5 protein-coding genes are annotated in these 7,266 nt (G+C 45.1%); 1 reads left to right on the forward strand and 4 read right to left on the reverse strand.

Annotation, left to right across the window (positions count from 1 at the left end; genetic code table 11):
• The first annotated feature begins 320 nt into the window (after window positions 1-320).
• Window positions 321-1,847 (forward strand): DEAD/DEAH box helicase, encoded by a 1,527-nt coding sequence (locus BJP37_RS23650; RefSeq protein ID WP_075902445.1) that lies wholly within the window; start codon window positions 321-323, stop codon window positions 1,845-1,847.
• Between the two features lie 93 nt (window positions 1,848-1,940).
• On the opposite strand, the gene BJP37_RS23655 is transcribed toward BJP37_RS23650, so the two are convergent.
• The 4 genes from BJP37_RS23655 to map all read right to left on the reverse strand — a co-directional run bounded on the left by BJP37_RS23655 (window position 1,941) and on the right by map (window position 7,075).
• The gene (locus BJP37_RS23655; protein WP_075902447.1) at window positions 1,941-2,993 is read right to left on the reverse strand and encodes a calcium-binding protein; all 1,053 of its coding nucleotides are present in this window, start codon (window positions 2,991-2,993) and stop codon (window positions 1,941-1,943) included.
• Window positions 2,994-3,966: 973 nt separating this feature from the next.
• Window positions 3,967-4,727, reverse strand: a protein-coding gene (locus BJP37_RS34885; RefSeq protein ID WP_438941511.1) for an IS5 family transposase whose coding sequence is annotated in 2 segments (ribosomal slippage) — window positions 3,967-4,398 and window positions 4,401-4,727 — 759 coding nt in all. Because the reading frame shifts where the segments join, the coding sequence is not laid out codon by codon here.
• Between the two features lie 716 nt (window positions 4,728-5,443).
• Entirely contained in the window at window positions 5,444-5,593 is a 150-nt protein-coding gene (locus tag BJP37_RS42000; RefSeq protein WP_158069737.1) for a hypothetical protein, read from the reverse strand.
• A gap of 648 nt (window positions 5,594-6,241) precedes the next feature.
• On the reverse strand, window positions 6,242-7,075 hold the full coding sequence (map, locus tag BJP37_RS23670; protein ID WP_075902453.1) for a type I methionyl aminopeptidase: 834 nt from the start codon (window positions 7,073-7,075) through the stop codon (window positions 6,242-6,244).
• Window positions 7,076-7,266 lie beyond the last annotated feature (191 nt).

Genomic DNA, 7,266 nt, shown 5'->3' on the forward strand with positions numbered 1-7,266 from the left:
TACGCGCACGCTACGCGAACAGCTATCAGCTAATGCGCTACAGATTGTGCTACTTGATGTGCTTATGGGCTATTAGGAAGCTACACCGAACAGCTTTTGAATAAGCGATGCAGCGCCGACCTGCGGGGGTTTCCCCCACTCGCGCTTGGGATCAAGAAAACAAGTAAGCATTCGTTTAATCTCAGTGATGGAAAGCTGACGGCTGTTCGCGTAGCGTGAGCTTTTAGCTCACGGCTGACGGCTGAATGCTTACATTGAAGCATGGCCCAAGCCTGGCAACGGAACCGGTACGACAATAGCAAAGAAACGTCCTTGAATTCATGCCACGCACCCCTAGATTAACCTTTGACCGGGGAACTCTGATTTTGCATCCACCACCGAGGGGCAACGCTTGGGTGGAATATGCCACTTGGGATGATCGGGTAGAGAAGTTTCGGATTAGAGGAATTCACTATCGTCCTCTGGTAGAAACCTTACTCAGAGAAAAGGTTGATTTTATTGATGATGCTAGGGAATTTGTGCCTCTGCCACTAGTATCTAGTTTTGAGATGGAACCTTATCCCCATCAACGGGAAGCTCTGTTGGCATGGAAGCAAGCTGGTCGTAAAGGGGTAGTGGTGCTACCAACGGGAGCAGGTAAGACTTATCTGGCCCAGTTGGCAATGCAAGACACTCCTCGTAGTACCATAGTTGTGGTACCAACCCTAGATTTAATGCACCAGTGGTATGCTCAACTCGAAGCAGCCTTTCCAGATGTGGAGGTGGGAGTGTTGGGGGGTGGTTCTCGCGATCGCACGCCTATCCTGATCGCCACCTATGATAGTGCCACTATTCATGCGGAAACCTTAGGGAATCGGTACGCTTTGGTGATTTTTGATGAGTGTCATCACTTACCTACGGATTTTTATAAGGTGATTGCGGAATATGCGATCGCACCCTATCGGTTAGGACTGACAGCAACCCCAGACCGCTCCGATGGCCGTCATTGGGACCTTAATGGTTTGATAGGACCAGAGGTTTATCGCAAAAGCCCTGATCAATTGGCGGGTTTGGCCCTAGCTGACCATAAGGTAATTCAGATTAAGGTGAAGCTCTCCCAAAAAGAACGCGATCGCTATAATTCTTGCATGGCGTTGCGCAATGATTTCTTGCGAACCTCCAACATTCATCTCGGCAGTATTAAAGGTTGGCAGCAGTTTGTGATAGCAAGTGCGCGATCGCAAAGTGGACGCCGTGCCATGTTAGCTCACCGGGAGGCCAAGGAAATTGCCTTAGGGACCGATGGCAAATTAAGGATTTTGCTAGATTTGCTGGCTCAGCATTACCCAGAGAAGATGTTAATTTTTACCAATGGTAATGCTACACTTTATCGGATTTCTCAGGAGTTATTGATTCCCGCGATTACTCATCAAACCCCAGTCAAAGAGCGTCATGATATTTTGAAGCGATTTCGGGAGGGAGAGTATCGCTGTTTAGCGGCATCCCATGTATTGAATGAGGGAGTGGATGTACCCGATGCGCGAGTAGCGATTATCTTGTCAGGGACGGGTTCATCTCGGGAGTATGTCCAGCGCTTGGGTCGGGTATTGCGTAAAGGGAAAAATGGGGAGAAGGTAGCGTTATTGTATGAAGTGGTAGCGGAGGATACCTCTGAAGAACGGACTTCTTGGCGTCGCCATGGTGGAGGGGTCTCGAATCAACCGCGAAGGCGGAAACAGCCCCAAGGGAGCCAGACCGGTAAGCAGTTGGAGTTATTGCCAGAGCAGGGTTATCAGGTCAAGCCTAGGAGTAGCCCTAGGGCGGCTGAGTCTAAGGGCAAGTGGTCAGAAGAGGATGATGAGTTTTAAGTGGGATGATTAGGTAATAATAATGGAGTATTGCCTCCCTAATCTAGAGATTAGGGAGGCAATACTAACTAAACTTACTAGGTCCTATTCAGCCTAAAATATGGCATCAGAGCTAATATCAAAACTAGCCCCATTTTGGAAGACGGCAATTAAGTCCAACGAGCCATTAGTTAAGTCCCCCTTGTAATATAGATTGTTGCCCGACAGCTCGTAATTATCATTCTTATCAGCTTCCAGACCACCGAGCTGAACTTTATCACCTTCTAACCCATTAAAATCAGTAATTGTGGCGTATCCTGAGTTATTATTATCATCACCAATGTAGCCAATCTCGGTGCCAAAAGTATTCTTACCTAATACGAAGATATCCGCACCCGTGCCACCAGTTAGGGTGTCCAGTTCCCCTTGACTACTAGCTTTATAACCCTGGAGAGTGTCATTGCCAGAGTCACCAATCAGGGAGTCGTTGCCAGAATAACCAAATAGGAAGTCGTTGCCAGAGCCACCAATCAGGGAGTCGTTGCCAGGGTCACCAAATAGGGAGTCGTTGCCAGAGCCACCAAATAGGATGTCGTTGCCAAAACCACCGCTAAGGATGTCATTACCACCATTTCCAAACAAGCTATCATTACCAGAATTCCCCGAGAGCACGTTGTTGTTATCTTTACCAACGATTGTATTGTCGAGAGTGTTACCGTAACCGTAGTGAGCACTTTCATTCAAGATCAACTTTTCCACGTTGGGGTTGATTTCTAGGGTGTAGTCGATGGAGGAGATGATTGTATCAGTACCATTACCAGGGTCTTCACTGACTACATCCCCCGTGCTGTCAACTAAATAGGTGTCATCGCCTGTGCCACCAGACATCGAATCGTTGCCAGGGCCACCATCTAAGAAGTCGTTGCCAGAGCCACCAGACATCGAATCGTTGCCAGGGCCACCAAGTAGAAAGTCGTTCCCTTCACCACCAATCAGGGTATCGTTATCAGAGCCACTATTAAGAGTGTCATTGCCAGCGCCACCAATCAGGGTGTCGTTGCCACCAAAACCAAAGATACTGTCGTCACCATCCATACCATTGAAGGAGTCCTCGCCAATGGTACCACAAAGGTTATCGCCGTTGTTGCTAGGAGTGGAAGTTGCCATGTGATTTATTCCCTATCGATTGCAATTTTTTGAAAATTTATGGATTGTTCTGTTCGGAAAGATTTTCCCTATTTGTCTGAGTTACATCCAGAAAAATTTGTCAAGAAATACTCATTATTAATAGTGGGACTTAACACGCCCAGTTTATGGGTAAGTCAAGGGTAATCTTGATCAACAATCCTGATGTTGACCGTTACAGATAAAAAAAAATCACAAAAATACCTCTGTTAGTAGCGTAAAAAAATGATTAGAAAACGCTAATACATAGTGATTTTATTGATAATCTGTTGATTGATTAATAGGTCAGTTCATTTAACAATCAAGTCGATCAAGTCAATCCCTTAGACCCAATAGACCCCTTGATTAATGGAGCACCATGAACTGATATATCCAAGACAGATAGTTTGAATCTGGATCTAAGTAATTAGCGCTTCAATTAAGTATTGCTATTGATGGCTTACTTAGATCCAATTGGATTATATATCTAACTCGGATAAAAATTATAACGTTTACAAAATACTCGCTAAACCTTTAACTAGGTCAAGGTTTGATAAAGATGAGAGAAAATTAGGCATAAAAGTTCTCAATTCGATCCAAAGGTACCCAGACAGGTAAGCAGTTGCAGTTCCAGGGGTGATCAGATCAACAATAAAAGTAGCCCCAGGACCGCTGAGTCCAAGGGGCAGTAGGGAGATGAGGATGATTAGTTTTGAGTGCGATGATCACCTGATCATCGAGTATTGTCAGGATGGCTAGTTATTTTTGTGTAAAAATATTGCTTGAAATTGGTATAACCTGTATAATTCATCCTAGGACTTACGAAGCCTACTAAACATCGTAAGTCCTAAAGATAGTATCTTCCTCAAAGGGTGATAGTGTAATCTGCTGATGGGGTGCTAGGTATGAATACAACTTGCTACCAACACCCCTCTCTCTAGGTCTACCATCAGCAGCTTTCCCCTAGGGCGTGTCATCAATTAAGCCAGATTACGGCAGCAGCCAGATAAATTGCTCCTAGAAAGTTCTTGGCTCGCTTATCGTAGCGCGTCGCGATCCCTCGATATTGCTTGAGTCGGGCAAAGAAATTCTCAATCAGATGTCGTGCTTTGTACAAATGTCTGTCATACTCACGAGCAATAGTACGGTTGCGCTTGGGCGGAATAACGGCTGTTTTTCCCTGTTGTTGGAGTCGCTCAATCACGCGCTGATCAGCATCATATCCCTTGTCAGCCAGCAGTGTATCAGCAGCCAAATCTTTAAGCAGGACATCAGCTCCATCGAGGTCACATGCTTGTCCCGGGGTCAAGTGAAAACTGAGGGGATTGCCCAAGGCATCGACTAGGGCATGAATCTTGGTACTCAATCCACCTTTACTACGACCGATGGCTTCGGTTGACCCATCCCCCCTTTAGCCCCAGCACTGTGCTGGTGAGCACGCACAATAGTCGAGTCAATCATGGCGTATTCGTTGTCCGCATCGTCGGCTAAGGCCTCAAACACCTGTTGCCACACCCCGCGCTTTGCCCATCGACTAAAACGGGTATGAACAACTCGAAAATCACCAAATCTTTCCGGTAAGTCCCGCCAGGGAATCCCAGCTCGATAGCGGTACAACACAGCTTCAACAAACAATCGATTATCTTTAGCTGTTACTCCTACCGTCTCTTTTCGCCCTGGTAGTAGGTCTTTTATCCGTTCCCACTGGTCATCACGCAAAGCATAGCGGCGTATCATGATAGCACAGCTCCTGATTGACTAAACTCTCTACAGCTACCGATTCTAAACTAAATTGATACCTATTTGATGACACGCCCTAGGTTTAGTGATCATATAGAATTTTAAGCCATACCTTAGCTTCCGGATATCAATCCCATCAATCAGAAGAAATAAATGGTAGATGCACCCTAATAATTACCCCCGAAGCTCACGGTTCGGGGGATTTTTTTTGGTAGATGTTGCCATCAGCGCCTCAGCTGGCTGTTGGCTTTGAGCAAATTTATCCCGTGGGTTTTGTTATTGATTGACTAGTAAATTTACTAGTAATCCTTCCGGATATCAATCCCATCAATCAGAAGAAATAAATGGTAGATGCACCCTGATAATTACCCCTGAAGCTCACGGTTCGGGGGATTTTTTTTGGTAGATGTTGCCATCAGCGCCTTAGCTGGCTGTTGGCTTTGAGCAAATTTATCCCGTGGGTTTTGTTATTGATTGACTAGTAAATTTACTAGTAATCCTTCCGGATATCAATCCCATCAATCAGAAGAAATAAATGGTAGATGCACCCTGATAATTACCCCTGAAGCTCACGGTTCGGGGGATTTTTTTTGGTAGATGTTGCCATCAGCGCCTTAGCTGGCTGTTGGCTTTGAGCAAATTTATCCCGTGGGTTTTGTTATTGATTGACTAGTAAATTTACTAGTAATCCTTCCGGATATCAATCCCATCAATCAGAAGAAATAAATGGTAGATGCACCCTGATAATTACCCCTAGGCTCAACGGTTTGGGGGTTTTCTTTTGAAACAGCTGTCGAATCCCTATCAAAGCTAATAGTTACCAGAGATATTCCGGCAATTTTTTCGACTATTTTATTGGTCATAGTTCCGGAGAATAGTGAAGTAACTAAGAAGAAAGAAATTAGATGCCACCTGATCAACACCCCTGAGATCTGATCGGGAGTTTTTTAGCAGTAGATCAATTGCGATCTATATCACTAGTTACTAGAAGCACCGTCCAAGAATATTTTTCACCCATTTACTTTTCTGAGTGGGGTTCCGATGTGGATGCTCTCACCGCGTAGAGGAAACTCCCTTATTATAAGGCTACATTGATGGGATTGACCGTAGGCCACGCTACGCGATGAAGCGTTCGCGTAGCGTGGCCAAAGGCCTCAGCTTCCGCTAAAAGCGATTGACCGTAGGTCACGCTACGCGAACGATGATTACTCAGAAAAGAGTGAGTGCGAAGTATATTCACAAGTTAATCGTTTTTAATCCCAGCTCTGACGAGACTGGGTTTTAAAACTTCGCGCTTACTTGTGATCAATCCTGCTAGCTGTCAACTGCCAAAAATTTGGTAGTTTCTATAAATAGCCCCAACCCAATATATCATAACCTTATCTGGTAAGCAATAGCTATGGCTTGGGAGAAAATGGTACACCTAGATATTTCCCCTGGAGTAGGAGACGCTCCTCTATTTAATTGACCAAATACCCACTGATAAGTTCCATCTACCAGCAAGTCCTTAACTAGTTCATAACCTTGGCACGGTCAGTCAAAATTTCGTAGCCATCAGTTGTTACCAAAACCGTATGTTCAAACTGAGCGGATAGAGAATTATCGACCGTAACGACTGTCCAACGGTCAGATAGGGTGCGTGTGAACTTAGTACCAGCATTCAAAATTGGCTCAATCGCCAAAGTCATCCCAGCACGGAGCTTGACATTGGGCAATTCGCGGGTGCGGAAGTTGAACACTGAGGGGTCTTCGTGTAGATTTCGCCCCACACCGTGACCCGTATAATCCTCCACGATACTATAGCCATAAGTTTGGGCATGGTCTTCAATCGCACCAGCAATGTCTAGCAAGTACTTCCCTGCTTTCACCTGTTCGATGCCCTTGTAGAGGGTTTCATTTGCCACCTGAATTAATTGACTCGCTTCTGGTTTCACCTCCTCAATCGGAATAGTAATGCATGAGTCTCCGTGAAATCCCTGATAGAAGGCACCTGTATCCACTTTCAACACATCACCACTGCAAATTACTTTCTTAGGACTAGGAATACCATGAACTACTTCGTGATTCAGGCAGGTGCAGATCGACCCAGGAAAGCCGTAGTAGCCTTTGAAACTTGGGGTTGCTCCCATCTGACGGATCCGCTTTTCGGCATAGGCATCTAAATCCGCTGTGCTCATTCCTGGCTCAACCATCTCAGAAATTTCTTTGAGTACTGTTGCCACAATAGTTGCCGCCTGCCGCATGATCTCAATTTCACGCTCAGATTTGATTTCAATCCGTCGGCGTTTTTTCTTGGCACGGGAGGGATTAGTGGCACCGGAAAGCAGGTTACTTAGAATGTTCATTTGATAATTATTAGTTAATTAAGAATTATTAAAGAATTATTATATCTTTCGATTTTCTGTCTATTTTCGCTTCCTAGCTCTATTGAGTAAAAATTCCTAGCAGTCTGGTTAGAGTCGATGCCTGATATTACCCAGGGCAATTAAACTAAGTCAGTGAGTCACCCCACTGACTCGTCTTCAAAACCGTACGT

The organism is Moorena bouillonii PNG (assembly GCF_001942495.1).
In the GTDB taxonomy this organism is placed as follows: Bacteria; Cyanobacteriota; Cyanobacteriia; order Cyanobacteriales; family Coleofasciculaceae; genus Moorena; species Moorena bouillonii.